This window comes from Psychrobacter sp. Ps1 (assembly GCF_022129425.1).
Lineage (GTDB): Bacteria > Pseudomonadota > Gammaproteobacteria > Pseudomonadales > Moraxellaceae > Psychrobacter.
Map to the genome: position 1 here is coordinate 92,673 of NZ_JADQAN010000011.1, position 25,408 is coordinate 118,080.

The 25,408-nt window shown below is 43.7% G+C and carries 25 protein-coding genes and 1 tRNA gene; 13 read left to right on the forward strand and 13 right to left on the reverse strand.

The features are described 5' to 3' along the window. The first annotated feature begins 22 nt into the window (after positions 1-22). From I3249_RS07445 to I3249_RS07470, 6 genes are all read left to right on the forward strand, one after another. Positions 23-1,483: an imelysin family protein gene (locus I3249_RS07445; RefSeq protein ID WP_238069337.1), complete on the forward strand. Its 1,461-nt coding sequence runs from the start codon at positions 23-25 to the stop codon at positions 1,481-1,483. A gap of 381 nt (positions 1,484-1,864) precedes the next feature. Continuing rightward, positions 1,865-3,421 (forward strand): di-heme oxidoredictase family protein, encoded by a 1,557-nt coding sequence (locus I3249_RS07450; protein ID WP_238069360.1) that lies wholly within the window; start codon positions 1,865-1,867, stop codon positions 3,419-3,421. A 69-nt stretch (positions 3,422-3,490) separates the two neighbouring features. Continuing rightward, positions 3,491-4,642 (forward strand): imelysin family protein, encoded by a 1,152-nt coding sequence (locus I3249_RS07455; RefSeq protein ID WP_238069338.1) that lies wholly within the window; start codon positions 3,491-3,493, stop codon positions 4,640-4,642. A gap of 3 nt (positions 4,643-4,645) precedes the next feature. Then, a complete protein-coding gene (locus I3249_RS07460; protein ID WP_238069339.1) occupies positions 4,646-6,202 on the forward strand; it encodes a DUF1513 domain-containing protein in 1,557 nt (518 codons plus the stop codon). Positions 6,203-6,400: 198 nt separating this feature from the next. Further along, entirely contained in the window at positions 6,401-6,952 is a 552-nt protein-coding gene (locus I3249_RS07465; protein WP_238069340.1) for a M48 family metallopeptidase, read from the forward strand. A 204-nt stretch (positions 6,953-7,156) separates the two neighbouring features. Further along, a complete protein-coding gene (locus I3249_RS07470) occupies positions 7,157-7,759 on the forward strand; it encodes a methyltransferase domain-containing protein (protein WP_238069341.1) in 603 nt (200 codons plus the stop codon). On the opposite strand, the gene I3249_RS07475 is transcribed toward I3249_RS07470, so the two are convergent. Further along, the gene (locus tag I3249_RS07475; protein ID WP_238069342.1) at positions 7,737-8,408 is read right to left on the reverse strand and encodes a hypothetical protein; all 672 of its coding nucleotides are present in this window, start codon (positions 8,406-8,408) and stop codon (positions 7,737-7,739) included. The two genes, I3249_RS07470 and I3249_RS07475, sit on opposite strands and share 23 nt — an antisense overlap. Before the next feature lie 40 nt (positions 8,409-8,448). Further along, positions 8,449-9,360, reverse strand: a complete 912-nt coding sequence (locus I3249_RS07480) for a hydrogen peroxide-inducible genes activator (protein WP_160022407.1) — start codon at positions 9,358-9,360, stop codon at positions 8,449-8,451. A 268-nt stretch (positions 9,361-9,628) separates the two neighbouring features. Between I3249_RS07480 and ahpC the strand changes: the two genes are divergently transcribed. Beyond that, positions 9,629-10,195, forward strand: coding sequence for an alkyl hydroperoxide reductase subunit C (gene ahpC, locus I3249_RS07485; protein WP_238069343.1), 567 nt, complete (start codon positions 9,629-9,631; stop codon positions 10,193-10,195). Between the two features lie 169 nt (positions 10,196-10,364). Here the strand turns inward: ahpC and I3249_RS07490 are convergent, their stop codons facing one another. After that, the gene (locus tag I3249_RS07490; protein ID WP_057761532.1) at positions 10,365-10,613 is read right to left on the reverse strand and encodes a DUF465 domain-containing protein; all 249 of its coding nucleotides are present in this window, start codon (positions 10,611-10,613) and stop codon (positions 10,365-10,367) included. Between the two features lie 439 nt (positions 10,614-11,052). On the opposite strand from I3249_RS07490, the gene ahpF reads away from it, so the two are divergent. Beyond that, positions 11,053-12,630: an alkyl hydroperoxide reductase subunit F gene (ahpF, locus tag I3249_RS07495; RefSeq protein ID WP_238069345.1), complete on the forward strand. Its 1,578-nt coding sequence runs from the start codon at positions 11,053-11,055 to the stop codon at positions 12,628-12,630. 258 nt (positions 12,631-12,888) lie between these two features. After that, a complete protein-coding gene (locus I3249_RS07500; RefSeq protein WP_101205735.1) occupies positions 12,889-14,337 on the forward strand; it encodes an alanine/glycine:cation symporter family protein in 1,449 nt (482 codons plus the stop codon). Between the two features lie 84 nt (positions 14,338-14,421). On the opposite strand, the gene I3249_RS07505 is transcribed toward I3249_RS07500, so the two are convergent. From I3249_RS07505 to I3249_RS07530, 6 genes are all read right to left on the reverse strand, one after another. Then, on the reverse strand, positions 14,422-15,180 hold the full coding sequence (locus I3249_RS07505; RefSeq protein WP_238069347.1) for a glutathione S-transferase family protein: 759 nt from the start codon (positions 15,178-15,180) through the stop codon (positions 14,422-14,424). Between the two features lie 182 nt (positions 15,181-15,362). After that, a complete protein-coding gene (locus tag I3249_RS07510) occupies positions 15,363-16,220 on the reverse strand; it encodes a bile acid:sodium symporter family protein (RefSeq protein ID WP_238069349.1) in 858 nt (285 codons plus the stop codon). Positions 16,221-16,596: 376 nt separating this feature from the next. Next, positions 16,597-16,929: a TIGR01244 family sulfur transferase gene (locus tag I3249_RS07515; protein WP_057761521.1), complete on the reverse strand. Its 333-nt coding sequence runs from the start codon at positions 16,927-16,929 to the stop codon at positions 16,597-16,599. A gap of 63 nt (positions 16,930-16,992) precedes the next feature. Then, a complete protein-coding gene (locus I3249_RS07520; protein WP_057761519.1) occupies positions 16,993-17,319 on the reverse strand; it encodes a sulfur transferase domain-containing protein in 327 nt (108 codons plus the stop codon). A gap of 236 nt (positions 17,320-17,555) precedes the next feature. Continuing rightward, positions 17,556-19,259: a SulP family inorganic anion transporter gene (locus tag I3249_RS07525; protein ID WP_238069351.1), complete on the reverse strand. Its 1,704-nt coding sequence runs from the start codon at positions 19,257-19,259 to the stop codon at positions 17,556-17,558. A 46-nt stretch (positions 19,260-19,305) separates the two neighbouring features. Then, positions 19,306-19,593 carry a metalloregulator ArsR/SmtB family transcription factor gene (locus tag I3249_RS07530; protein ID WP_057761516.1) on the reverse strand — a complete coding sequence of 96 codons (288 nt, stop codon included), beginning with the start codon at positions 19,591-19,593 and terminating at the stop codon, positions 19,306-19,308. A gap of 378 nt (positions 19,594-19,971) precedes the next feature. Here I3249_RS07530 and I3249_RS07535 point away from each other — a divergent pair, with 378 nt between their 5' ends. The 3 genes from I3249_RS07535 (at position 19,972) to trxC (ending at position 22,185) form a co-directional block, all read left to right on the forward strand. Then, positions 19,972-20,844 (forward strand): MBL fold metallo-hydrolase, encoded by an 873-nt coding sequence (locus I3249_RS07535; protein WP_238069352.1) that lies wholly within the window; start codon positions 19,972-19,974, stop codon positions 20,842-20,844. Between the two features lie 159 nt (positions 20,845-21,003). Continuing rightward, positions 21,004-21,615, forward strand: coding sequence for a class I SAM-dependent methyltransferase (locus I3249_RS07540; RefSeq protein ID WP_238069354.1), 612 nt, complete (start codon positions 21,004-21,006; stop codon positions 21,613-21,615). A 132-nt stretch (positions 21,616-21,747) separates the two neighbouring features. Then, entirely contained in the window at positions 21,748-22,185 is a 438-nt protein-coding gene (gene trxC, locus I3249_RS07545) for a thioredoxin TrxC (protein ID WP_102091852.1), read from the forward strand. Between the two features lie 186 nt (positions 22,186-22,371). Here trxC and I3249_RS07550 read toward each other — a convergent pair whose 3' ends face one another. The 4 genes from I3249_RS07550 to I3249_RS07565 all read right to left on the reverse strand — a co-directional run bounded on the left by I3249_RS07550 (position 22,372) and on the right by I3249_RS07565 (position 24,802). Then, positions 22,372-22,767: a hypothetical protein gene (locus I3249_RS07550; protein ID WP_102091853.1), complete on the reverse strand. Its 396-nt coding sequence runs from the start codon at positions 22,765-22,767 to the stop codon at positions 22,372-22,374. A gap of 166 nt (positions 22,768-22,933) precedes the next feature. After that, positions 22,934-23,293 carry a SirB2 family protein gene (locus I3249_RS07555; RefSeq protein ID WP_101205742.1) on the reverse strand — a complete coding sequence of 120 codons (360 nt, stop codon included), beginning with the start codon at positions 23,291-23,293 and terminating at the stop codon, positions 22,934-22,936. Between the two features lie 74 nt (positions 23,294-23,367). Beyond that, on the reverse strand, positions 23,368-23,688 hold the full coding sequence (locus I3249_RS07560) for a BolA family protein (RefSeq protein ID WP_238069356.1): 321 nt from the start codon (positions 23,686-23,688) through the stop codon (positions 23,368-23,370). Between the two features lie 301 nt (positions 23,689-23,989). Beyond that, the gene (locus I3249_RS07565) at positions 23,990-24,802 is read right to left on the reverse strand and encodes a M48 family metallopeptidase (RefSeq protein WP_057761502.1); all 813 of its coding nucleotides are present in this window, start codon (positions 24,800-24,802) and stop codon (positions 23,990-23,992) included. A 530-nt stretch (positions 24,803-25,332) separates the two neighbouring features. Between I3249_RS07565 and I3249_RS07570 the strand changes: the two genes are divergently transcribed. Next, positions 25,333-25,407: transfer RNA gene (locus I3249_RS07570), tRNA-Gly, on the forward strand. The last annotated feature ends 1 nt before the right edge of the window (position 25,408 follow it).

Sequence of the window (25,408 nt, forward strand, 5' to 3'; positions counted from 1 at the left end):
GCTATATTTCTTGAGGATATGTATGACGATTACCACAGTAACGAGCCGTAAGCTTTTACCAACTACTTTAGCTGTTGCACTTGCAGGATTGTTAATGGTGTCGGGCTGTACAAAGCAAGCCGATGAAGACACCAATGCTGCGACAGAAACGCAAACAGAAGTAGCAAACACAGAGACAGCGGATAATTCAGAGATGACTGCTGCCGAAAAAGCACATATTGATAGATTGATTATCAGTTATGCAAATATGGCACACGCCGCTTATAAAGATTCGTTGGACACGGCTAAAGCGCTACAAACTGCGGTAGAAACATACGTGGCCACTCCAACACAAGAAAACCTTGATGCTGCAAAAGCTGCCTATAAAGCAGCACGCCAACCATACTCACAAACTGAGATTTTCCGTTTTGATGAAGGCTTTGTGACTGCCAATGACAAACGTGCTATCAACAGCATCGATAGCTGGGAAGGGCAGATCAATGCTTGGCCACTTGATGAAGCGCTGATTGATTATGTTGGTGACGACTATGAAGGCGAATATAACAGCCAAGAGAACATCATCAATAGCGACAGCATTACTGTCGGTAGTATCAAGCAAGATACCAGTACGATTACGCCTGAGCTACTTGCAGAAATGAATGAAATCGGTGGTAGTGAAGCCAACGTAACGACTGGCTATCATGCGATTGAATTTATGCTGTGGGGTCAAGACAACAATGGCGTGAAAGAAGGCGCAGGTAATCGCCCAGTCACTGACTATGCGACTGAAGCCGGACAGTGTACTAGTGGTGAGACCGTCAATGACGACGCCAATATCTGTGAGCGCCGTGGTAAATTCTTAACTGCTGCAACTCAACTATTGGTTAATGATTTGACCGCGATGGAAGCTCAGTGGCAGCCTGATACTAAGAATACCTTGCGTAGTGATTTGATAGCGCGCAAATATGACAATGGTCTGCGCCAAATTATGTATCAAATGGGCAGCTTAGCATTAGGTGAGCTTGCTTCTGAGCGTATGCAGGTCGCTTTTGTTACTGGCTCTACTGAAGATGAGCACGAATGCTTTAGTGATTTGACTCATTTGAGCTATGCCAATAATGCGCGCGGTATCCAAAACGTCTTTAATGGTAGCTATACAACAGTCGCTGGTAAGACAGTGGGCGGCTACGGTATCAAAGATTATCTAACGGATAACGGCCACACAGAAGCTGCTGATAAATTGGCTGCTGAGTTCAACAAAGTAGAAGGCGCGTTTAACGTTATCGTTGAAAAAGGCGAAAAAGACGGTATCAAGATTGACCAGATGATTGCAACTGTCGGTCAAGCCAGCCAAGAAGGTATCTCTGCTGAAGAACAAAATGTCCGTCGTGGATGGGTTGAAGCGGGCATCACTAGCTTACAAGAGCTGACGGCCAGTATTGAAAACGCTGCAAAAGTAGTTGGAATCGATAATCTAGACGCAGATGCAGGGTCACAGTTTTAAGAAAAATTTAAGCTAACGGCCCTTATTTAAAAGCCTTTCATTGGCTTTGCGACGTTCTATTAGTCGTTATAGGTCAGTAACCGCTGTTTATTAGATACTTAGATTAGATATAATACGTGCGTTGTCAGCCACCGTTGGCAACGCATTTTTACGAGCATTAAATAAGCCAATTGGCCGGTGTACCATTTCATTATATGTCGATAAGCAATGATTGTGACGACATATAATGAGATGGTATGACAAAATTTTAATGGTTCTACTCTAGCGCTAAGGCACTGAATTTCTATGAACGCCAATTATGTTAACCCTTCTGATTCTCCTCTTGCTACTCAAATCCTACGACATATACCTTCTAAGCTTGCGCTAATTATTGCCAGTGCAATGGCTATCAGTGCGTGTCAACCATCTGATAGCGTTTCTGACGACCCTTCAGAGCAGGCCTCAAATAATGAAAGTGGCAGTGAAAACAGTCAATCGCTGTCGTCCGAACACGCCAAAAATATAGAAGTACTAGCAGGCGTGCCAATGCAGCAATTGGTGAGCTTTGACCCTCAAGAGATTAAGCAGGGCGGTGACTCTGGTATTAGTATTAGCAGTGCTGAGAGCTACTCAAAGCCTTCATCGAATCTAGCAGCTTCTCGTAAAGGGTCGTTCTTTATTGGTAATGCGTTTTTCAAGCAGCCATGGGTCGTTGCACCTGCTAGTACTGATAGTCGTGATGGACTGGGCGCATTATTCAATGTGGCCGCTTGTCAGTCTTGTCATGTCAAAGACGGGCGAGGTCACGCGCCGATGACTGTCGATGACGATGCTGATAGTTTATTGATTCGTCTGTCTATGCCTGCGACGACCGATGAGCAACGTCAGCAGCTACAGGATTCGCTGATTGAAAAAGTGGCTCATCCTATGTATGGTGGGCAGCTACAAGATCGTGGTATTCAGGGCGTGCCTGCTGAAGCGAGAATTGCGGTGCAGTGGACAGACACACCAGTTACCTTTGCTGACGGATATGTCGAGACACTGCGTGCGCCAACGTTTAATTTGACCAAACCTGGTTACGGTGCTTTTGACGATGACATGATGGTATCACCGCGTGTGGCGCTACCGATGATTGGGCTTGGGTTACTAGAGCAAATACCTGACGATGACATTAAAAAACAAGCCAACGACAGTAATGATAGCGATATCAGTGGTAAGTTTAACTGGGTCATGGATCCACAAACGGGCAAGCGTGCGCTTGGACGATTTGGCTGGAAAGCGGGTCAAACCAAACTTATTACTCAGAACCAAAGTGCCTTTAACGAAGACATGGGTCTGACGTCCAACATCCGTCCTAACGAGTCCTGTATGCCAACGCAGACCGCTTGCCTAAATGCAGCGACAGGTGCTGATGAGCAGGGCAATGGTAAATCACCCGTTGAAGTAAACGATGAGGTTGCGAAATTTGTAGAGTTTTATACTCGCAATCTAGCAGTGCCGCATCGCCGTAATGCAGATGATAAGCTTGTACTGGCTGGCAAAAAGCGTTTTTATGACATGGGTTGTCAAAGCTGCCATACGCCAAGATATCAGTTGCCAAAAACCGACGATGATCATCTTGAGCAGCATGGACAAGTGATTTATCCTTACACAGATTTGCTATTGCATGATATGGGCAATGATCTCGCTGATCGTACGATTGCCGGTAAGCTACCACCAAAAGATGCCCAAGTTGAGTTTTTAGCCAACTCTTATGAATGGCGTACGCCAGCACTTTGGGGCGTAGGACTTGCGCAGACAGTTGATCCTCAAGCGACGTTTTTGCATGATGGCCGTGCACGTACGTTGATGGAAGCGGTTTTATGGCATGGCGGAGAAGCCGAAAAGCAAAAGCAACAAGTATTGAAGTTGGACAAACAAGGTCGCGCAGAGCTTAATGCGTTCCTAAAGTCGCTGTAATAAAGTCGCTATTATAAGACCAGTATCAAAACGCTATAAATTACTACCTATAACATTACCGAGAAACCTATGAAAATAAACCACGCTTTGGCAATGGCGCTATCTGCATTGAGTGCTGGACTGCTGATCAGTTGTGTCAAACCTGCCGATGACCACAAAGCTGCAGACGTAGACAGCCAAAAAGTTGTGCAAGACAGTGCAGCTACGGACAGCTCAATAGAAAACAGCAAAGAAAGTACTGAGCAAATCGTAGCAGTAGATATCAGCCCTGAGACTGCAAAAACGTACTTGACGCATGTGGCAGACGATATCGTTATTCCGGCGTATGCTGATGCAGCCAAGCAAAGCGATCTGTTGAACGAATTGGCGCAGAAACATTGTATCCAAGCTCCAGTAAGTGGCGACGAGCTACAAGCATTACGTGCGCAGTGGCTAGCATTGGCAAAAGCATGGTCAAGTGCTGAGATGGTCAACTTTGGTCCTGCGACTGCTAGTATGAGCAATCTATACATCAACTACTATCCTGACGAGCGCGGACTCGTACATAGTGGCGTGGCTGATTTAATCGCTGCCAATCCAAAACTAACGCCAGAGCAGCTTGCTGGCGAGAGCGCGATCGTACAAGGTGTGCCAGGGTTGGAAGAGGCTTTGTTTGCCAACGACAGTTTAGACGCGGGTCAGTGTGCTTACGTGATTAGTGCCAGTAGTGCGTTGAGCACGCGTCTAAAAGACATCGAGAAAAACTGGCAGCAAAACGCGACTGATTTATTGGCGATAGACAAAACAGCAGAAAGCGATAGAGGCCTAAATCAATGGATTAATTCTCTGCTGTCATTGATTGAGACCATGAAGTCTAACGCTATTGATCAGCCACTCGGTCTAACAGGTAAAGCAAAAGGTCATCTGCCTGCTGCTACTGCTGGTCAAAGCCGCGCTATTATCAATGCTAAGTTAGATACGATTAATAAAGCCATGACTGACCCTGTGTTGACGGCTATTCTTGACAGCAATGACGAAAACAAAGTTTCGGATAATCTATCGACCGCATTGGCTGACACGACTGCATTATTAGCACAAATGCCAGAAGATTTATCAGAGGCTAGTAAGGACGATCAACAAGCGTTGTACGATCATCTGACTGATGTCACTCGTCTGATTAAGCGCCAGTTAATCCCAGCACTTGGTATCCGTGTGGGCTTTAACAGCACTGATGGCGATTAGACAATGTCTACTATCGAAGCGAGTACAGCAGTGTCAGCAGTCCAGACTCATGACCAGATGAACAGATCTAATCGGTCTGGGAGAACTTCGTCAGCTCATGAGCTTTTGACGATTTCAGTGCTGACAGCAGTTGGTACGGCAGCGCTGGTCGGTATTCACCATCGTTATCGTAAGCAGCAGCATCCAGATGCCAGTCTACAAGATTATGTAAATGGTATTCGTACGCAGTTGCAGGTATTACGAGCTGGTCCTGATTCAACGCCGAAGTTTTCGCGCTTACGTTATGCTTGTGAGCAAGCAGCGGCAACCTGGAAGCAGGCTTATCACGCTGTAGGTGATGGTAAAAGTAACACGCCTGACTTTGCTGTCATGTATACGACAACGATGCTGGCACGACCAGTCAGCTGGGTCAGTGGCGTCGCCTCCATGCCAAAAGATCAGACCTCATCAAGCCAAAATGAGCATGACTTTGGCGTGGTAGGTATTGATGCCGACAGACAAATCGTTTGGCAAACGACTATGCCGGAGCGTGTCCACGACATCGTTGTTCAGCCTCTGCCTGTCAATATATCTCAAGCTCAGCATAGCCATGTGGATCAAAAACGTGATGTCGTCGTCATGGGTCGCCGTCCAAGCGAAAGATTCTGGGTGCTTAATACGTCAAGTGGGCAAGTACAACATGCGATCAAAGCTGATGTAAACCGTCACTTTTATGGTCATGCTTGCTATAGCTTAGATGGTAGCTTGCTCTATGTAACTGAGAACGACACAGTGAGTTTGGCAGGTAAAATTGGTATCTATGATGCCCATGATGCTTATAAAAAAGTAGCAGAGTTTGACTCATATGGTATCGGCCCGCATGAACTGATTATGCATCCTGATAGCGAAACGCTCGTCATTGCAAATGGTGGCATCAAAACCGAGCAGGCCTCACGCGAAGAGCTAAATCTAGATACCATGCGACCCTCACTGGTTTATCTGAATCGTCACGATGGCACATTGCTTGAGCAAGTGACTCCCAAACATAATCAGATGAGTGTGCGCCATTTAGCCATGCACGATGACGGCACAGTGATGATCGGTATTCAGTTCCAAGGTGAAAAACATATCAATGTCCCGTTAGTGCTGACTCATAAACGTGGTGACGCCAGCTTTACACCACTCACTATGCCAAACAATCAATGGCAACGTTTTCACCAATATATCGCTAGCGTGGCGGTGGATAGTGAGCGTAACTTACTGTGTGTGACCACACCGATCGGCGGCTGTGCAGCGATTTATGATTTACATACTCGCAAGCTGATTGATGATGTAAGTCTGCCAGATTGTGCAGGGGCTTCGGTGTTAGCTAATTCTAGTGCTTCAATGAGTAAAATTGATAAACATGCCGAGCCGAAAGGTTTTATCGTTAGTGATGGTCAAGGACAGTTAACCGCGTTAAGAGTAAATGCTTTACCAGAAGTAAATTTGGACGTAAAAGAAGTTGAACGTCATGAACGGATTATCAAAGACAGTCAACTGCATATGATGTCGTTTGACAACCATTTGCAAGCACTGTAATGCGTGACATTCAACAAGAGCGACAGACGAACAGGCATGGTGATTAATAATGACTATTACTAGAATGGCAGTAATAGTCAGCCAAGGAGATAGAGCATTAGCTTAGACACCAATTTAGATACGGTCAGACAGCAGCTTGGACAAGCAGGCATCGAGCTACACATCCGTAAAAAGCGTGTTAAAAATATCAATTTTCGCTTGAAGCCTCATACGTTGATGGTCTCTGCACCGATGCATGTCAGCGCATTACAAATGTTGCATGCTGTGGCTAAGCGGGTACCGTGGGCGATTGAAAATCACCCGCAGGTATTAGAACAATATAGACGTAGACACAATACGTCGTCAGACTTTTCAACTGCTAATAACTTAGTTTCATTATGGGGTACAGAGCAATCATTTACGCTCAGTCCTGATAAAAAAGTTACCTATTATCGGCAACAACTCTCCGAAGTCGCACCTGCACTATTTGAAAAGTGGCAACCAATCGTTGGCGCTTATGCCAATGAGATACGGTTAAAAAAAATGCACACACGTTGGGGCAGTTGCAACACGCGCGCAAAACGAATTTGGCTATCGGTTTATCTTCCTGCCTATCCTATTGAGTGCACCGAATATGTAATCGTTCATGAGCTGTGCCACTTGCATCATGCCAACCATAGCCGAGCGTTTTGGCAAACGGTTGCCACAGCGATGCCAGATTATCAGCAATGGCATAATATCCTAGCGGGCAAAACAGGACAGCTGGACTAAACCTATCATCTAACTATTTAACCATCTAAATAACCCTAGTAAGCACCTCGATATCATCTGCGTAACTTTCATTATGCAGAGCACCTAGTCCTATTTTTATCATCATTTTTAAAATAAGGACACACCTGAATAAGCCTGATATGATAAGAAATAACAGTACAAATCGTGTCGTTTAAACAGCGGATTTATATACAGGGATGTCATATGGAAAACGTCAACCAAGCGGAGTTTTGGCAGCAGCGTTATGAAAAGAACAGCATCGGTTGGGACATGGGACAGGTATCACCACCGCTCAAAGCATATATCGACCAGCTACCTGAGAGCGCGAAAGATCAAGCGATACTAGTGCCAGGTGCGGGTAATGCTTATGAAGTAGGCTATTTATATGAGCAAGGTTTTACCAATGTCACGTTGGTTGACTTTGCCCCTGCACCGATTGAGACGTTTGCAGAGCGCTATCCTGATTTTCCCTCTGAACATCTGATCTGTGCGGATTTTTTTAGCTTATCAGCTGAGCAATATCAATTCGATTGGATACTTGAGCAGACGTTTTTTTGTGCGATCAATCCGTCGCGACGTGATGAATACGTGCAGCAGATGGCAAAGCTATTAAAGCCACAAGGTAAACTGATTGGGTTGTTATTCGACACGGATTTTGGACGGGAAGAGCCACCATTCGGCGGCAGCAATGAAGAGTACCAACAGCGTTTTCAAAGTCATTTTGATATCGATATCATGGAGCCCAGCTATAATTCATATCTAGCGCGGCAGGGTAGTGAGCTGTTTATAAAGCTGCGAGCAAAGTAAGCTCGCGCTTAATATTATTACGAGCTTGCGTTTCTAACTGATTATAGTAATGGTCAGTCAGATAAAGTTTGGGATGTGCTAGTAATCCTTGCAACACTGCAGTGCGCCCATCACGGTAATTGTCATCTGCGACGTGTGCATATTCTTGACGTATCGCCTTTGCATACTGCTCATATGCAGACCAAGGCGCACCCAAAATACTCAAATCCATATCTAACAGATATGCCGCATCGTTATATTTGTCATTGTCTACCAACGTATCTAGCTGATGATTAGCGGTCATCATAATGAGAGCGTGAATGTGTTGGCATTGCTCTGTGCTTAGATAAGGGCTCAAAGCATCTGTCGCAAATTCTGTACTTTTTAGCTCGTTGTCGGAGCGTGTTGGGTCGTAAATCACATCATGATAGTACAGTGCCAATGCAGTGATATGCGGCTCAGACAGAATGTGATTAATATTCTCAAGCTGTACCAATAACTGCTCAATATGATTGAGTGTATGATAGGCACGTTGTGGTTCACCATAGCGCGTCACGATATTTTGCCAAAGTCTATCTATTTGCTTTGGCGAAATATCGCTAGTCATAGTTGATAAATGTTGTGCAAAGCACTTGCCAAGCTCATCATGCTTATTTGAGACAGTTTTCATATGTCATTTTTTCACTATGACCATGGTAAAAATGGTTTGATTATTCTTTGTTAGCCACTGCATCTTTGAATGCTTTGTTGAATACATCACCAAGCAAACTAACATCATCGACACGCGCATAGTTCAGACGGGTGACAAAGGCAATATGGCGATGCGGCCCGTCTTCAGCTAATGGTATGGCGACAGCATTTTGGTTTTGTAGGTGTAGCTGATCGAGCGCCATTTCAGGTACTAGCGTTGTGCCCATATTGGCAAGTGCCATTTGAATCAAAGTGTTTAAACTGGCATCTGAGAAGCTTGATTTCATTTGTGCACGGTCAAAATGACAGACAGATAGCGTCTGGTCAGTTAGGCAGTGTCCTTCACCAAGTAGCATGAGGTTGGCAGTTGCCAGTTCGTCAGCATTGATGGTCTCAAGCTTGGCATGTATGTCATCTTTTGGAAATACAGCAAAGAAGTCTTCACTCCAAAACTCAAAACTGTGTAGCCCATCTACCGCATAAGGTAGCGCAATAATAGCGGTGTCGATATGACCGTAGCGTACCTGTTCAAGCAAACGCTCTGTCTGTTGTTCGACAATGGTCATGCGGAACTCTGGATACTGAGCACGTAGCGCAGGCAGTACTTTTGGCAGCAAATAAGGCGCAATTGTTGGAATAATACCGACAGTCATAGGATATGCAAGCGGCGTCTGATGGCTATGGGCACGTGTGGTCAAATCGCTGACTTCAGAAAACACTCGCTGCGCACGCGTGAGGATGTCTTGACCGATAGGGGTAATTAATACCTGTTTATTATTACGCTCAAAAATCTGAGTATCTAGTTGTTTTTCTAATTCTGCGATACCCAAACTCAGTGCAGACTGCGAGATATTGCAATCTTCAGCAGCACGTTTAAAATGACGATGTTTGGCGACGGCTAGGGCAAACTCAAGTTGTCGTAAAGTAATCATAAAACCTCTCTATTAGTGGGTTTTTAATGGAATTTATTATGTTTGGTCAACCTTTACAAGGTAGCAAATTACCAATTAAGCACCAATGATAAAATGTAGAGATAATAGTTTAACAAGTTTAATAAAACAAAACATCACATTAAAAACTTTTAACTGGATTAACCATAGAATTCGCGTATAGTTTGTCAGGTAGCCCAGAGAGCTAGAGGGCTAATTGAAAAAACCACATAATTAATTTCCAATTTACTTAACTATAGAGGAGCCAACCATGGCGTCTATCATCAATCAAGAAATCCCAGAATTTTCAGCAGATGCATACGTAAACGGTGAGTTCAAAACCATCACTTCAGAAGACGTAAAAGGCAACTGGGCGATTTTCCTATTTTACCCAGCCGATTTCACGTTTGTTTGCCCAACTGAGCTAGAAGACATGGCCGCTCATTACGACGAGCTAAAAGGCCTTGGTGTTGAAGTATACTCAGTATCTACTGACACTCATTTCACGCATAAAGCATGGCATGATTCTTCAGAAGCTATCGGTAAAGTACAATACCCAATGATCGGCGATCCTACTGGTAAAATCACTCGTGGCTTTAACGTCATGATTGAAGAAGCAGGTTTGGCTGAGCGCGGTACGTTCTTAGTAGATCCTGATGGCTTGATCCAAGTCGCTGAAATCCATGCTGGCGGTATCGGCCGTAGTGCAAAAGACATGCTACGTAAAGTGAAAGCAGCACAGTATGTTCGTGAAAACGACGGCGAAGTTTGCCCAGCAGCTTGGGAACAAGGCGGCGAAACATTGAAGCCAAGTCTTGACCTAGTTGGTAAAATCTAAGTAGATATTTCATACTTAGATAAAAGTAGCGCTGTATCCTAAACATCTGATTTAAGTCAGTGCTACAAATAAAGACCCCATTAACATAAGTTGATGGGGTCTTTTTACGTCTTAAGCATAGATATTGTTAGTATTATTTTTCAGCATATCTCTAAGTATAGACGCAATATTAAGCGCGAGACTGTGCTTTATTTTTATCAATGGTTTTATAAATCTCGTCTTTAAGCTGTAGCTTTCGTCGTTTCATCTGTTCGATTTCTTCGTCGCGACTGGCATGCTTGACCACATCGTTTTCAAGCTTATTGATTTGCCTATCTAGAGTTGTATGCTCGTCAAAGATACTCGCAAAATGCGTGTCCTTTTGCTTGAGCTCATCGATAATATCACTGTGATCTTGCCATGTGTCTGTCATTGTCATGTTGTCATCCTTGTTATTTAGTGCAAGCTTAGAATAAGCGTAAGCACGTTATGGTTAAGACGCTTATGATGGTGAGACTTTGTTTGGAAGGGGTGAACGTTTAATGGTAATAAAGATAGTTACTTCACGATATTGATAATGCATATTGCTATCAATACCATTCGATTGTAGCGAAAAAATAGACCATGTACCATCACTATCATTTGTTTGTGTATTTATATTTAATTATTTAAGTCAATAAACGATTGGTTTTATAAAACATAAAGTTTGAGTTTCTCAGCTTGCCGAAACTCGCTAAACGCTTGATAATAGACACATCAAAGGGCAAGAGTCCACTATATATAACCTTTTATACAAAATTATCAACACCAACTATTTCATATTTAGACGCGTAGCATGACAGCTGCCGTTACATATTCAGTCATAATGAGGAACAAACATGATAGATCAAAATTTATTAGATGCCGTTAAGAGCTATAGCGAAAACATGACACGTCCAATTACTTTTGTATTGGGTAATGGTACGCATGCAAAACGTGCAGAATTGGTAGATTTTTTGACCAAGATTGCTGGAACGACAGATAAAATTAACTTCGATGCAGAAGCAACTGACGATAGTTTGCCTAGTGCGATTAGTTTTAAAGTAGTCAGTCACATTGATGGCGAATCAAACGACACTGGTATCGTATTCAGCGGTATCCCAGGTGGTCATGAGTTTACGTCATTGATTTTGGCGATTCTGCAAGCGGGTGGTCATACGCTAAAGTTGGATGAAGGTATCCAAAAGCTAGTTAAGCGCTTTAATAAGCCATTACAGTTCCAGACCTACGTGTCATTGTCATGCCATAGCTGCCCAGAAGTGGTCCAAGCATTGAACCAATTCGCGCTACTAAACGATGGTATCAGCAATGAAATGATCGATGGTGCATTGTTCCAAGAGCAAGTAGAGGCGAATAAAATTCAAGGTGTACCAGCTGTATTTTTGAATGGTAAGCCATTTGCTAATGGTCTAATCGACACTGCTAAATTGATTGGAAAATTGCAAGAGCAGTTCCCTGATTTACTGTCAGAAGTAGAAGACGATGCTGAGCAATTAGAGCAGCAAGACGTCACTATCATCGGTGCTGGCCCTGCAGGTGTGGCTGCAGCCATTTATACAGCGCGTAAAGGCTTAAAAGTCACGATGGTCGCTGATCGTATCGGTGGACAGGTAAAAGACACGCAAGACATTGAGAACTTGATTTCAGTGCCGCTAACCAATGGTACAGATTTATCGGCCAACTTTGTTAAGCACTTGGCCGAATATAATATCACGCTAAAAGAGCATGTGAGCGTTAAAGAAATCGGTGAGACTGAAGAAGAGAACTACAGTATTCACCTAAATACTGGTGAGACTTTTAATACTCGTAGTATTATCTTAGCAACAGGTGCTCAGTGGAGAAAGCTTGGTGTACCAGGTGAAGAAGAAAATATCGGTAAAGGTGTGGCTTTCTGTGCGCATTGTGATGGCCCATTCTTTAAAGGTAAAGACATCTCAGTGATCGGCGGTGGTAACTCGGGCGTTGAGGCAGCACTAGATTTGGCAGGTATCGTCAATCACGTTACTGTACTCGAGTTCGCTGACGAGTTGAAAGCTGACCAAGTACTGATTAATAAAGCTAAAGAGAAGACCAACATTGAGTTCATTACCGGTGCAGCAACGCAAGAGATCAAAGCGACTGATGGTAAAGTATCGTCTATCGTCTACCAAGATCGCAGCACAGGTGAGACTCATGAGCGTGATTTATCAGGGGTGTTTGTACAGATTGGTTTAGTACCAAACACTGGATTCATCAAAGGCTTCGTTGATCTAAACCGCTTTGGTGAGATCGAAATCGATGAGCGCTGCCGTACAGATCGTAAAGGTATCTTTGCTTGTGGTGACGTAACCACCGTACCATTTAAGCAGATTAACATTGCGATGGGTGAAGGTAGTAAAGCAGCATTGTCAGCCTTTGAATACCTAGTCATGCAGTAAGCTGTTCAGTTTAGTTTCAGTACAAAAGGCCACCTCGGTTGAGGTGGTTTTTTTGTGCTATCGCATAAATACGTCTATATAAAAAAATCCTGATAATTAGAAAATGGACTCTTAAGTAAACAAATAACGCGATTTCATTCAGAAAATATCAGTATTTACGTTACAAATTCGACATTTGCATTACAAACTCGTGTTGTTGATGCAATAATGTATGCAATAAAACCTATCATAGCGTCATGAACTATAAGGAAAATAGGCATGGAATACATTGAAGCTTTTTTCGCCCTAATCGGGGATCTAACGTGGGGCTGGGCGCTCGTGCCTATGCTAATTATCTTTGGTTTACTATTCACCATCGTAGGTAGGTTTGCCCAGTTTAGATATTTTAAACGTATGTTCCGTGTGTTCAAAACGGATGAAGTAGGAGACGACGGAATTTCTGCCCGTCAGGCGTTGCTCGTTTCTATCGGTGGACGTGTAGGCGGCGGTAACATTGCTGGTGTTGCGGTTGCAATCTCTTTAGGGGGGCCGGGAGCGGTATTCTGGATGTGGGTTGTGGCCTTAATTGGCATGATGACCAGCATTGTCGAATGTAGCTTAGCCCAGCTTTACAAGCGTAGAGACAATGATGGTAACTTTCGCGGTGGCCCTGCGACCTATATTCTACATGGGTTAGGTAAAGACTATCGCTGGCTTGCTGTTATTTATGCGATCTCGCTACTACTGTCTTTTTCTATCGGGTTTGTGGCGTTCCAAGGCAACACGGTAGCAGGCTCAGCGCTTGAAAGCTTTGGGATTGATCGCTGGATAACGGGTGTGGTATTGGTCATTGCGGGTGGATTTATTGTCTTTGGCGGTATTCAGCGCATTGCAAAAGTAGCCGACGTTGTCATTCCTGTTATGGCATTAATCTATATCAGTATGGCACTTATTATTATTGCGTTTAACTTTACAGAACTGCCTGCACTGATGGTAATGATTGTCAAAAATGCTTTTGGCATTGAGTCTGTCGTGGGCGGTGGTATTGGTGTGGCGATTGAGCAAGGCATGAAGCGTGGTTTATTCTCTAATGAGGCAGGTTTGGGTTCTGCGCCTAATATTGCCGCCACCGCTTACGCCACTCATCCTGTTAGTCAAGGTATCTCGCAGTCCCTGTCTGTGTTTATTGATACGATAATCGTATGTAGTGCCACCGCATTTATGATTTTACTGAGCGGCGTGTATCAACCAGGTGCTGAAGTCGATGGTATTGTATTGGCACAGCAGGCGCTAACGACCCAGCTTGGGGATTGGGCGCAGTATATTCTCACCATATCGATATTGTTATTTGCCCTAAGCTCTATCATGTATAACTATTATATGGGTGAAAATGCCATTAATTTCTTGATCAAAAAGAATATCAAAATGGCGACTCTGATTTTGCGAATTGTTGTGATTGCGGTATTATTCTTGGGCGCAGTGGCTCCTGCAGCAACCGCAGTGTTCTTCTTTGCTGATCCGTTGATGGGCGTGCTAGCGCTAGCAAACTTATTGGCCTTGATAATGTTATTTCCGCGAGCTAAGCGTCTACTTGACGACTTTGCAAGTCAGTTAAGATCAGGGGTTAAAGAGCCGTTGTTCGATGCGCAAGAGTATGAAAAACTGGATCTCGATTTGAGCGCATGGGGTAAAAAAGCAGTGAAAGAAGCGTTAGACCAAAAACAGTAGTACCTGTAGGCTTTATTTCTCATGAAAGAAAAAACCACTTTAACTGAGTTGAAGTGGTTTTTTTATGCAAGATATTATTTATGCCTAAAATGAATGGTTATTCGCCAATACGCCAGCTATCGACATGATCTCGCCTGCTTCGTCTTCTTCAATAATTCGAGTTTCTGTCAGTGCTGATTGTTGCCACGCCTGTATGTGTGGATGATTTAGCATAGTTTGGCAATACTGCTTGGTCATTGGCTGCAAAGCAATATTGGACGCATCAGCATAAGTCTGTAATCGCAGCACCACTGGAGCAAAAAACACATCGGCTGCTGTGAAATCTCCGAATAAGAAACTGTCTGCTGAGCGACCTTTTAAACAATCGGCGAAGATGTTTTCGATACGAGCGATATCCGCTAAGCAAGCACTACTTGGCTGTATCTTAGCCTTTGCTCGTATATTCATCGGCATCTCATTACGAATGCCTGTCAATCCCGAATGCATCTCAGCTACGATGCTTTGGCAATAGGCACTATTTATTCTACTTTGATTGTTATTACGTTTTTCAGCGTTAGATTTATCAATACCTGTCCAAATATCAATATCCGTAAAGTACTCATTAACATGCATCGCAATCGCTAAGGTGTCCCAAACGGTTACTTTATTATCTTTTTCACCATAGACTAAAATAGGTACTTTACCTGTTGGTGAATGCGCTTCAAGCGTTGGACGTGCTGATGGATGAAACAACTCAATAAGCTGCTCATCAAAATCAACATTGAACGCTTTGAGCAATAGCCACGCTCGTAGCGACCAAGAGGAGTAGTTTTTATTCCCAATAATTAATAGCGGTTTTTGCATCATAGAGTCCTATTAAGCGATAACAGTAGCATTTTATTATGTACTCAATATTGAGTATTGACCAGTCTATAACCCGAGCCATATTTCTATCATGTAAATCCTATTCCGAAAAAAACGCCCATCCAATGTTTGGAAGGGCGCTTATTTAGACGGGCGCTTTTTGTTTCTCGTACTTACTACAATCAGTTCTTGTTTTTGATTAGGAAAATAACGGGCAGCGCAACGACATACATCAGCACACCATACAAAGCAGCAGGCAGCGCGATGACGGGTAGTGTGCTCACGCCCATGATGATAGGGGCTAAGGTGATAGCCGTCGTACTATTTTGAATACTGGTTTCTATCGAGATGGTTTTGGTATCAAACCAGCTAAGCTTTAGGACTCTAGAGATTGAGATGCTAATAGCAAATAAAATAGCAATGATAAAGATAAGCTCTAAACCAATTTGAGTGAACTGTGTTTGTAGTAGTTGCCAGTTAGAGGCAATAGCAGCGAAGACAATTAGTACAAAAAATACGCTGGCCAAGCCGTTTAGAAGGCTGCTACGACGTACCATAAAGTCCGTAAATTTGTGGCGAGCAAGCATACCAAGAGATACGGGCAATGTGGTCAATAAGAACATGACTAGGCCAATCTTTATCGCGCTAATAGAGTTTGCCTGATCTTTCATAAAGTGATCAAAAGCCAGGGTGATTAAAATGGGCAATGTAATGACCGATAGTATGCTGACCACACCAGTCAACGCGATAGAGAGTGCGACATTTCCTTTGGCATAGTAGGTCAGCATGTTGCTAGTGACGCCGCCGGGGCAAAAGCTAATCAGCATAATCCCAAAAGCAATCGCTGGTGGCGGTGCCGTCACTAACACGACTGCGAGCGCAACCAACGGTACCAACACAACTTGATTGATTAAGCCGACAAAGAACGCTTTTGGATATTTTGCAATGACCTTAAAATCACTAAGTTTTAGCCCTGCTCCTAGAGTGAACATAATGTAGGCAAGGGCTAGTGGCAGTAATGCTAGCGCGGTATTATTCATCAAACATTCCTTGTAAAACTAAAATGCCATATCAAGATGGCGTTTTGAAAGTAAATAGCAGCGGGGCAACTTTGTCACCATACAGCTGCTCACATTCCATGTGTTTTGGTATTTAATCGTCTAGCTATTGAGGTGTCTCAACCACTAAGCTAGCTCAAGCATATCAAATGATAATAGCGGTATTACGCTCGTATAGTAACCCACTTGTCGTGACTATTAAGGTTGGTCGAGGTTGTTGGAAGCTATCGGGAAGTGATTAGGCAATGATTGGGCAGTGATTGGCTAATGACGCTTTGAGCATAATGATAAGCGCAATAAAAAGCCCACGAAATTCTGTGGGCTAAATACTCTAACTTTCTAGTCTATTTATGCTGCACTAGTCGTCTAGTAAATCCATTTGCTTGGCTGCTTCATAGATACCGTTTGAGCGGTTACCCGTGCGGCAAAAAATCAGCATTGGCTGCTCAGCTTGATTAAAGAAATCTGCAAACGTTTCGACATGAGTTTGATTCAGCTCATTACCTGCAAAAGAAATCTCTTTATAAGCAAGACCAGCTTCTTTGGCTGCTGCTTCGATTTCGGCACTGGTTGGCTGATTTGGCTCTTCACCATCAGGACGGTTATTGATAATGGTTTTAAAACCATTTTCGGCAATCATAGGCACTTGGTCAGGCGTGATTTGTCCGGTAAAGCTAACTTCATGGCTCATAAGAGCTCCTTTTTTTATTGGTGTTGTTGGGTTTATAAAACGTGTTAGTTCGAGCTATGGTTGTTATAACAGACCTTGCATCAATGCGCTTTGGTAAAGTAGCTTGGCGCGTGCCCCAGTACCGCAAAACATTAATATAGGCTTGGGCATTGAGTGATAGAAATCGGCAAACTGCTCAACCGTCAGCATACTTAGGCGTTCATCATCAAACGGCAGATGCTGATAAGCTAGGTTCGCCTGTTCGGTAGCAGTCGCCAAATCACAGCTATTAGGCTGTGTTTCAATCTCGGCATCTGGGCGAATATTAAGCACTGAGCGATAACCAAGTTCAGCAATTTTAACGCACTGGCTTGGATATATTTGCTTATAAATCGTTAAATCATCGGTCATAAAATAGGTTCAGTTATATTTGTTAAAGTATATTTATTATTGAGGGTTGGGCTAAGAATATCAAAGGACTATAAATCAGCATTTTTTAGACCGATTTCTAGGTTAATTGATTCCTTATTTAGTGCGTCTAGCATAACACAGGCGCTATCATAGCGATATTGTGTTGTAGGCGACAATAGTAATTGAGGTTAAGTGAAATTAATGTAGCAGCAACTTTGTTGTGGTCAAACTATAGATTACTTTAACGCATCGACAGCATCTAAAGTACTTAGATAGACTTGTCCTGATAGCTCGCTAATCAATGGGGTGTGACCGATGATGTCCATCACAGGACCTTTGATAAAGCTAAAATGTAGGCGCTTATTCTGTAATGCTAACTCGTGGTTTAGGGTGCAAAGCATTTCTTGAGCGGTCAGATCTATGTGATTGACGGCGGCCATAATCAATATAATTTCATTGGCATCGGGATATTGCTGCATGGCATTGAGGATGCGTCGATGTACAGATTCACTATTACCAAAGAACAGACTCTCATCGATACGCAACATCAATAAGTTGTCAAAAATTACGACGTCATGGCGATTGATATTACGAAAATGTCCTGTACCGCCCAATTGCCCAACGACAGCCACGTGTGGCTTACTTGACTGCCAGATGAGACTGGCAAATGACACCATGAGACCAATGACCAGCCCCGTGTTTAGACCAAATATAAGCACACCGACGAACGCGGCCAAAAAGCTAGCACCATCTAAGCGATCACGCTGCCATGCAGATTTCAACGTCGCAATATCTATCAGGCCAATGATAGAGGCCATGATAGTTGCGCCCAGTAGTGCATAGGGTAGCGGGGCTAACGCATTGCTAAAGGCTATAAGCGCGGCAATCATTACCAGTACGGTAACGAGACTGGCAAGCGGTGTCTTCGCGCCTGAGTCGGCATTGATAGCCGTACGTGAAAAGCCACCCGCAACCGCGAAACTTTGGAACAGTCCACCAGACAGGTTGGCCAGACCCAGTCCAGTCAGTTCACGATTGGCATCAAAACTCTCACCACGCAAGCGAGCATAGGTACTGGCAACTGAACTGCTCGACACAAATACGATCAGTGCCATCAACCCTGCTGTCGGCAAGAGCTTCAGCGCTTCTTGTAGATCAGAGATATGCGGTAACGTAAAGCTCGGCAGCCCTTGTGGAATACGACCGATGGTCGCGACACCATATGTGCTCCAATGCAGTGCCATACTAAGTACAATAGCGACACCAAGTAAAATAAGCGGAAATAAGCGCTCTGCCCATTTGGCATATGACGATGATAGCCACGTCTGCCATATCCACTCACTTGCATAGCGATTGGCAACCAATAGCGCAAATGCGGTAATACCGATAGCTAAGGTTAATGGATGCAGCTGGCTGGCATAGCGTTGCATGGTAGATAGATACCCAATCAAACTATTGCCAGTGACCGGAATGTCTGTCAGATATTTGAGCTGACTGACAAATATAAGGACCGCTGCACCGCTTACAAACCCTGCGGACACGCCGCGACTGATAAACTGCATTATCCAGCCAAGTTTTAACCGTCCTGCAATCCACAGCAGTGCACCTACCATCAGTGCCAATAGGCTGGCCATCAGTGCATATTGTTCAGTGCCTTGCTCGGCATAAGGCAGTAAGCCACTGGCGGTCATGATGGCGGTAATGGCAACAGGTCCTACGGCTTGCACGTTGCTAGAGCCGAGCCACGCATAAACGAGGACAGGTACGATCGCTGCATATAGGCCATAGACAGGCGGCAGTCCTGCCAATACGGCGTAACCTAGGCTCTGCGGTATGACCAACACGCCCACCACTATGCCTGCGACGAGATCAGTCGGCAACGCTGAGAGCTGGTATTGACGCAGCCAAGCTGGAATCAGACGAGCGACGATAGAGGACATATCAATCACCACAGTAGATAGTATAAATAATTAGGCGAGGGCAGCGTTATTCTGCTTTAGCACAAAAACGTTGATACAGTAGATCGAGTACAGCTAGGGCATCCTCGCTTGCGATACTATAGTAAATTTGCTTACCTTCGCGGCGTGTGGCGACCAGCTCGTCTTTACGCAATATACCCAATTGCTGCGATAAGCTCGGCTGCCCAACCCCGACCAAGTCTTCCAGCTCACCGACGCAATATTCACCTTGGGTCAATTGACAGAGAAGAAGTAGGCGATCGGGGTGCGATAACGATTTTAGTAGTTGGCTGGCTTGTAGCGATGCTTGCTGCATTTGCTTGGCAAGATCGGCAGGTACTAAATCTGCAGTATCAGATGACCCATCGTCAGTGGTACTGCGAGTAGGTGTACCTTCGGCTGAAATAGAAGTAGTCAGAACAAATTCCTTACATTAGAGGGTAACAAATACCATGATTTTTTGAGCAATATATAGTTGATTATCAATGATATCACGCCACATAGCAAGTTATCATTAATTACATTATATAAATTGATAAATTGTATGGTGGTTGTTATATTGGTGGCATCAGATAAGTCGTAGGAACGCATTATATACGACTGAATATCATACTTAAGGGTTAATTAAAGATAAAAATCCCTATGACCAAAATATGTATAAATAACTTACGTATAAATAATCAAAGAGGCCGCCATGCAAGTTCATTCTTTTTTAGATAGCGATACAGAAACCTATACCCACGTACTTGCTGATACCGAGCAAAGATTATGCGCCATTGTCGATCCTGTATTGAACTTCGATGCTAAGTCAGGCAGAACCAATACCAGCAGTGTCGATGAAGTGATTGAGTTTGTACGTGAGCAGGATTGGACGCTCAAGTACATTATCGAGACCCATGCGCATGCAGATCATTTATCAGCGGCCATCCATGTAAAAGAAAGCCTTGGCGGACAACTAGTCATCGGTCAGCATATCACCGAAGTACAAAAAATCTTTAAGCAAATTTTTAACTTTGACACGAGTTTCCGCACTGATGCCAGCCAGTTTGATATTTTGACAGACGAAGGCGAGACCTTAGAGCTTGGCAACATTACTATCACTGCGATGTATGTACCCGGACATACGCGTGCCGATATGGCCTATCTAGCCGCTGATGATGAAAAAACAGTGGTATTCGTTGGAGATACATTGTTCGCACCTGATGTCGGTACAGCGCGCTGCGATTTTCCTGGCGGCGATGCCAAAACGCTTTATCAGTCTATTCAAAAGCTGCTAGCACTTCCTGAAGATACGGTCATGTATCTGTGTCATGATTATCCAAGCAAAGGCCGTCAGCATTGCCCAACGACGACAGTAGCCGCCCAAAAACTAGAAAATATCCACGTCAAGGACAGTATAAATGAAGCAGAGTTTGTGCAGATGCGTGAGCGCCGCGATGCGACTCTAGATATGCCTCGCCTTATCATTCCTGCTGTACAAATCAATATCGATGCAGGAAATTTCCCCGAGCCAGAAGATAATGGTACGCGCTATCTAAAAGTTCCGATCAATGTCCTCGGTGGATAAGTTAAACAGTTTAATAACTGAAAATCATTACCCGATGCAGCTCTACGTAAGTATCGTATGATTGATATCTATAAGAATGCTAACCTGTAGACTGTCGATTTTTAGATGCTATGTATGACCACCTGCAAGCGCTAAGTGCGGCAATAACTGGAGAGAGCAATGAACCCTTACGAGCGCTATGTGTTGCCAAAGATGATAGATATTGCCTGTAGTACAGGTAATGTGATGAAAGCGCGCTCTAAAATTGTTCCGCAAGCGCTCGGTAAGGTGTTGGAGATTGGCATTGGCAGCGGTTTGAATTTGCAGTTTTATGATGCTAATAAAGTCTCTTCTATTATCGGTGTGGATCCAGCGGCTCAAATGCAGTCGCTGGCTCGTGAGCGTGCAGCTAACATTGGCATTCCGGTTGAAGTGATAGCTGTCGATGTACAAGGTATCCATGCTGATACAGATCAGTTTGATACGATTGTAATGACTTTTACCTTGTGCAGTATTGATGACCCAGTAGCGGCGCTTCGAGAAATGGCACGTGTGTTAAAACCTAGCGGTCGATTATTATTTTGTGAGCATGGCGTAGCGCCAGATTCCTCTGTTGAGCGTTGGCAGCATCGATTGACGCCTTTTTGGAAGCCTATAGCAGGTGGGTGTCATTTAGATCGCGATATTCCGGCGCTTATCAGAGAAGGTGGATTTGCTATTGATGAATTGAGCGAAGCGTATTTGCCCGGCCCAAGACCAATGAGCTATGTGTATAGCGGTGTGGCACAGTAAATCGTATAAAGGATAAGCCCAATTAACTATGCTAAAATTATTCATGTAATCAATCAACGTAACTAGCTTTTATATAAAATGGTTCATGAACAGTATTTAAGACAATAAAATAATTAGAATAGGAATTAAATAATGAGTGAGCAAAGTTTTCATCTAGTATGCCCACATTGCCAAGCAACCAACCGTGTACCTGCTGCACGATTAAGCGCTGCGCCAAAATGCGGTAAATGTGGTCAGCCATTATTGACTGCTAGTCCGCATGAGCTAAATGCGCAAACAGCCAATAAGGTTATCCAAAAAAATGATGTGCTGACTATCGTGGATTTTTGGGCGAGCTGGTGTCAGCCTTGCATCATGATGGCGCCAGAGTTCAAGAGCGCTGCTAGCCAATTACCGCAGGTGGTCTTTGCAAAGGTACAAACGGATAAATACGAGCAGGCAGCCGCTCCTTATAATATTCGCAGCTTGCCAACGATGGTTGCTTTTAGAAATGGTAAAGAAGTCGCGCGACAATCAGGCGCGCTACCAAGTCATCAAATCATTCAGTGGGTGCAAAGCTTACAGTCGTAGTACTAGTTATATAAGACTGCTTATCATCCAAGCTATTTATCCAAATACTTATGTTTTCTTATAAAAAACCGTAGCAATAAAAAAGCCAATATGCGCTCTGCATATTGGCTTTTTGCTATTTCATGTACTATTTTACGGTGTCAGGCACTATCTTAGTCGTGCAGATAGCTTTGCACTTGCTTAACCTTACTCACCATAAATCTTGATGCCATTGGCAAAGCTACAACGCTGAATGCGCGCCGACTGGACAATTGCATCACGCTCACCATAGAGACGCGATAATTTTGCATCGCGTGCTTTGGTATTGTTGCTCTTGCCTAGACCAAAGCTGATATTCGGCGAGATACCCCAGCGTCCGGCAGAGACACCAACACCGACGCCTGATGCCGATAGGGTAGATTGCTCATTGCGAGCCGCTTCGACATAGCGGTTGACGCGAGTGTACTCTTGGCCAAGTGCTTGGCAATTATAATTTTGATAAGTACTTGGCGGTACATATTGCGGGGTGATGTTACCAGTAGAGGCACAGCCTGAGAGCGCAAAAATGCCAGCTAGTAGTGTCGCTGTCGTAAACGTTTTCATAATGGCTCCAGTAGGCTAAGTGATTGTATTTATATCTATTTAAGATAGCAAAAATAGCAGGATTAAGATATTGAAAATCCATCGATGATGAAAAATTTTCGCATTATGTCATCGACACATCGACAGCTTTCTAAAACGGTTGCTTATTAAAACAGAAAGTCGCTTATTAAAATAAGTTTGCTGGTTTGGCAAAGGCAAGTATTACGATCCCGATATAAGCAACGGCAGCAATAAGGATACCTGTTTTTCTTTGCACAGGTGTCGCATCAACCTTAAACGCTTTAATACTTGAGCTAATAGCAGCGATCAGTAAGATAATTTTGGCAAACACCCACTGTACAGGAGCGTTGGCACCCATCAATTGCATTAGCATCATCGCACCTGACAGGATAAGCAGGGCATAGATAATATGCGTGGCTATTTTGACCACACGTGGTGCGCGGCGGTCTGCGCTGAGTACTAAGTAACTTTGATATAAAAATAGCACAACAGTCAGCGCTGCCATCAGCATATGTAGATGTTTCATTGAATATTGCTCCCTCTAAAACTGCATTATATAGGCTAATTTAGAATAGTTAGTTGCGATGCAAACATAATCGGCTATTTGTTTTGACCGGCACATAATGGACTCGCAGGGCTTTGGCCTTGCCATTCTGTCGGAGTATAGGCATGGATAGCGAGAGCATGTACTTGGCCGCCTTGTGAAGTAAGCAAAGGCGTGACTAGGCCATATATCAGCTGATGACGCCCGACCAGTCGTTTGCCTTCAAATGCATCGCTAACGATAGTGAGCTTAAAGTGGCTTTCTTTACCTTCAAAATAACCGGCATGCGACATCGATTCATTGATCAGTTCGATGTGCTGCGGCGCAAGTGCCTGTAATTCGGAATGAAGTGCGTCGGCAGTAGGTGTGATACTCATAACAATCCTTCAATGTATTTTGTGCAATTTGATTGGGCAATCTGCAAATAATATTTATCGGCATTATAACAGACACGGTAAGTGGTATAGAGTGCGATTGCCAAATCGCCTAATTGCAAACACTGCTGATTACAATGCTTATCAACTACAGTGCTTATCAACTACAATGCTTGTCAATTATAAAACCTGCAGTGTCCTAGCTATAACTAAAAAAGCAAAGCACAACGCTTTGGCTGTACTTTGCTTCTATGATATTTGAACAGGCACTGCTAAAACCTAAAAGTCGCTAATTAGCTACTTATTAGCGACGCGACTGTTGATATAGAGGCGTAACTTTTGGCATCAATGACTGTAACTCTGCGATACGGCTACTGCTTGTTGGGTGAGTGCTGAGGAATTGTGGTGGCTCACCTTGGCTTGCTTTTTGCATTTTTTGCCACAGGGTAACAGCCGCCTGAGGGTTATAACCTGCACGTGCCATCAGCTCAAGACCGATCTGATCGGCTTCGCTTTCTTGAGTGCGACTGTGGGGTAGGCTCAAGCCTAAATTACCTGCGGTACCTGCTAGCTCAGCCTGTCCTTGTGATAAGCCAAATATACTAGCAGCCAGACCGATACCAGTTTGGGTTGCGTACTCGCGTGATAGACGCTCGCGTGAATGCTCACGTAGTGCATGAGAGATTTCATGACCCATGATGGCAGCAATCTCATCATCAGTAAGGTTCAAACGGTCGATGATGCCTGAATAAAACATAATCTTACCACCCGGCACCACAAATGCATTTAAATCGTTAGACTTGATAGTGTGTACTTCCCATTGCCACTTGGCAGCATCTGCGCGGTAGACGCCAACTTGACCAACTAAGCGATTCGCAATATTTTTCAAGCGGTTTAGCTGAGCGGTATTCGTATCTAGCACACCTTTTGATTTTGCGTCTTGTATTGTTTTAGCATAGCTTTGAGCAGATAGTGCCAATACTTGCTCACTAGACACTAATAGCAGCTGCTGACGATCAACACCAACTGCGCCAGAATTGGTAGTGCTGGTACAACCAGTTAAAGTCAGTGCTGACAATGAAGCGGCCATCACTGTCGTGGTTAATAACTTCTTCATAAAAATATCCTCTCTATAAGATGGAAAAACATAAAGTCAAACAAGTTAAAAAATAGTGCAGCAGATGTTGGAGTCGTGTTTATTAATCTTTTAGTAGTGCTCATTCATCTGCTTAAACAGTAAAAGTTTACCTTAACTGCCATTGGACATAAGTATAATAATGTTAACCACCTAAAACCAAGATAGGAAAAGTAACAATAAAGCGTATGATTGTAAGTGCGATATCTTTTTATTAGAGTGAAAATAGTGAGTTTTTCCTTTATCGATTGTCTTATGATCGTTATAAAGCTAAGGAAAGTGAATCCCAGAATTAAAGTTCTATAATTAATGTGAAATATTTTTCATTTAATTAAAATTAATTCCTGTTTTTAAATCAATTGCTTATGTTGATTTATCCGATAAAAAGGGCATTTAGCTAAAAATATTAGAAATAAATTCTAAAAAAGGTGTTGACACCCACAGAATATTTGCTAAAATAGCCAGCCTATCGAGACGTAGTAGTTGTTAACAACGCTACGGATTGATACTAAGCGGGAATAGCTCAGTGGTAGAGCATAACCTTGCCAAGGTTGGGGTCGAGAGTTCGAATCTCTTTTCCCGCTCCAA

Coding starts and splice junctions, on each gene's coding strand:
- I3249_RS07455 (WP_238069338.1), top strand. CDS start 3,491: ATGAAAATAAACCACGCTTTGGCAATGGCGCTATCTGCATTGAGTGCT.
- I3249_RS07515 (WP_057761521.1), bottom strand. CDS start 16,929: ATGAGCCATGAAGTTAGCTTTACCGGACAAATCACGCCTGACCAAGTG.
- I3249_RS07490 (WP_057761532.1), bottom strand. CDS start 10,613: ATGACAATGACAGACACATGGCAAGATCACAGTGATATTATCGATGAG.
- I3249_RS07510 (WP_238069349.1), bottom strand. CDS start 16,220: ATGAATAATACCGCGCTAGCATTACTGCCACTAGCCCTTGCCTACATT.
- I3249_RS07500 (WP_101205735.1), top strand. CDS start 12,889: ATGGAATACATTGAAGCTTTTTTCGCCCTAATCGGGGATCTAACGTGG.
- I3249_RS07445 (WP_238069337.1), top strand. CDS start 23: ATGACGATTACCACAGTAACGAGCCGTAAGCTTTTACCAACTACTTTA.
- I3249_RS07475 (WP_238069342.1), bottom strand. CDS start 8,408: ATGAAAACTGTCTCAAATAAGCATGATGAGCTTGGCAAGTGCTTTGCA.
- I3249_RS07505 (WP_238069347.1), bottom strand. CDS start 15,180: ATGCAAAAACCGCTATTAATTATTGGGAATAAAAACTACTCCTCTTGG.
- I3249_RS07550 (WP_102091853.1), bottom strand. CDS start 22,767: ATGAAAACGTTTACGACAGCGACACTACTAGCTGGCATTTTTGCGCTC.
- I3249_RS07470 (WP_238069341.1), top strand. CDS start 7,157: ATGGAAAACGTCAACCAAGCGGAGTTTTGGCAGCAGCGTTATGAAAAG.
- ahpF (WP_238069345.1), top strand. CDS start 11,053: ATGATAGATCAAAATTTATTAGATGCCGTTAAGAGCTATAGCGAAAAC.
- I3249_RS07530 (WP_057761516.1), bottom strand. CDS start 19,593: ATGCAGCAAGCATCGCTACAAGCCAGCCAACTACTAAAATCGTTATCG.
- ahpC (WP_238069343.1), top strand. CDS start 9,629: ATGGCGTCTATCATCAATCAAGAAATCCCAGAATTTTCAGCAGATGCA.
- I3249_RS07450 (WP_238069360.1), top strand. CDS start 1,865: ATGGCTATCAGTGCGTGTCAACCATCTGATAGCGTTTCTGACGACCCT.
- I3249_RS07560 (WP_238069356.1), bottom strand. CDS start 23,688: ATGAGTATCACACCTACTGCCGACGCACTTCATTCCGAATTACAGGCA.
- I3249_RS07540 (WP_238069354.1), top strand. CDS start 21,004: ATGAACCCTTACGAGCGCTATGTGTTGCCAAAGATGATAGATATTGCC.
- I3249_RS07535 (WP_238069352.1), top strand. CDS start 19,972: ATGCAAGTTCATTCTTTTTTAGATAGCGATACAGAAACCTATACCCAC.
- trxC (WP_102091852.1), top strand. CDS start 21,748: ATGAGTGAGCAAAGTTTTCATCTAGTATGCCCACATTGCCAAGCAACC.
- I3249_RS07460 (WP_238069339.1), top strand. CDS start 4,646: ATGTCTACTATCGAAGCGAGTACAGCAGTGTCAGCAGTCCAGACTCAT.
- I3249_RS07565 (WP_057761502.1), bottom strand. CDS start 24,802: ATGAAGAAGTTATTAACCACGACAGTGATGGCCGCTTCATTGTCAGCA.
- I3249_RS07520 (WP_057761519.1), bottom strand. CDS start 17,319: ATGACCGATGATTTAACGATTTATAAGCAAATATATCCAAGCCAGTGC.
- I3249_RS07480 (WP_160022407.1), bottom strand. CDS start 9,360: ATGATTACTTTACGACAACTTGAGTTTGCCCTAGCCGTCGCCAAACAT.
- I3249_RS07555 (WP_101205742.1), bottom strand. CDS start 23,293: ATGAAACATCTACATATGCTGATGGCAGCGCTGACTGTTGTGCTATTT.
- I3249_RS07525 (WP_238069351.1), bottom strand. CDS start 19,259: ATGTCCTCTATCGTCGCTCGTCTGATTCCAGCTTGGCTGCGTCAATAC.